At 63.7% G+C, this 606-nt stretch carries 1 protein-coding gene; it reads left to right on the top strand.

The window, feature by feature from the left end; translation table 11 throughout:
* A partial coding sequence (locus CKO23_RS25115; RefSeq protein ID WP_242482724.1) for a PD-(D/E)XK nuclease family transposase occupies positions 1 to 593 on the top strand: 593 nt, incomplete at its 5' end.
* Positions 594 to 606: the final 13 nt, after the last annotated feature.

Below are 606 nucleotides of genomic sequence, written 5' to 3' on the forward strand. Positions count from 1 at the left end.
CCACCTATGCCATCTGGCTCTTGGGCGAGAATCTGTTGGCCGACAGCAGCGACTACGCCCACGACTTTCGCCTGCGCGACGCCCAGGCGCGCCCACTCCTCGACCACGGCGGCATCTGGCTGCTGGAGTTGAACAAATTCCACGCCGACCAAGTCCAAACCGAGCAGGAGCGCTGGCTGAAGTTCTTCAAAGACGGCGAAGCCCTCGACAGTCGCGCCCTGCCGTCCTGGATGCAGACCCCCGAGATGACACAAGCCATGAACACCCTTAAGACCTTCTCCGAGAAAGAGCGCGCCTACCACACCTACCAGGCGCGCCAGAACTATCTGCGCGAGCAACGCGGCATCCAACGTCATCTGGACGAACTGCAGGCGGAAGCCGAGCAGGAGCGGGCGAATGCCGAGCAGGAACGCGCGGCCAAGGAGCAGGCGCAGATGCTGGCAGAACAGGAACGGGCCGCCAAAGAACAGGAACGGGCGGCCAAAGAACAGGAACGGGCCGCTAAAGAACAGGAACGGGCCGCCAAAGAAGCCGCCCTCGCCGAGATCGAACGCCTCAAGGCCCAACTGCGCGGTCAGGGTCACCCGGAGTAGCCGGCAAGGGGTC

It is taken from the genome of Thiocystis violacea (assembly GCF_016583565.1).
GTDB lineage: Bacteria > Pseudomonadota > Gammaproteobacteria > Chromatiales > Chromatiaceae > Thiorhodococcus > Thiorhodococcus violaceus_A.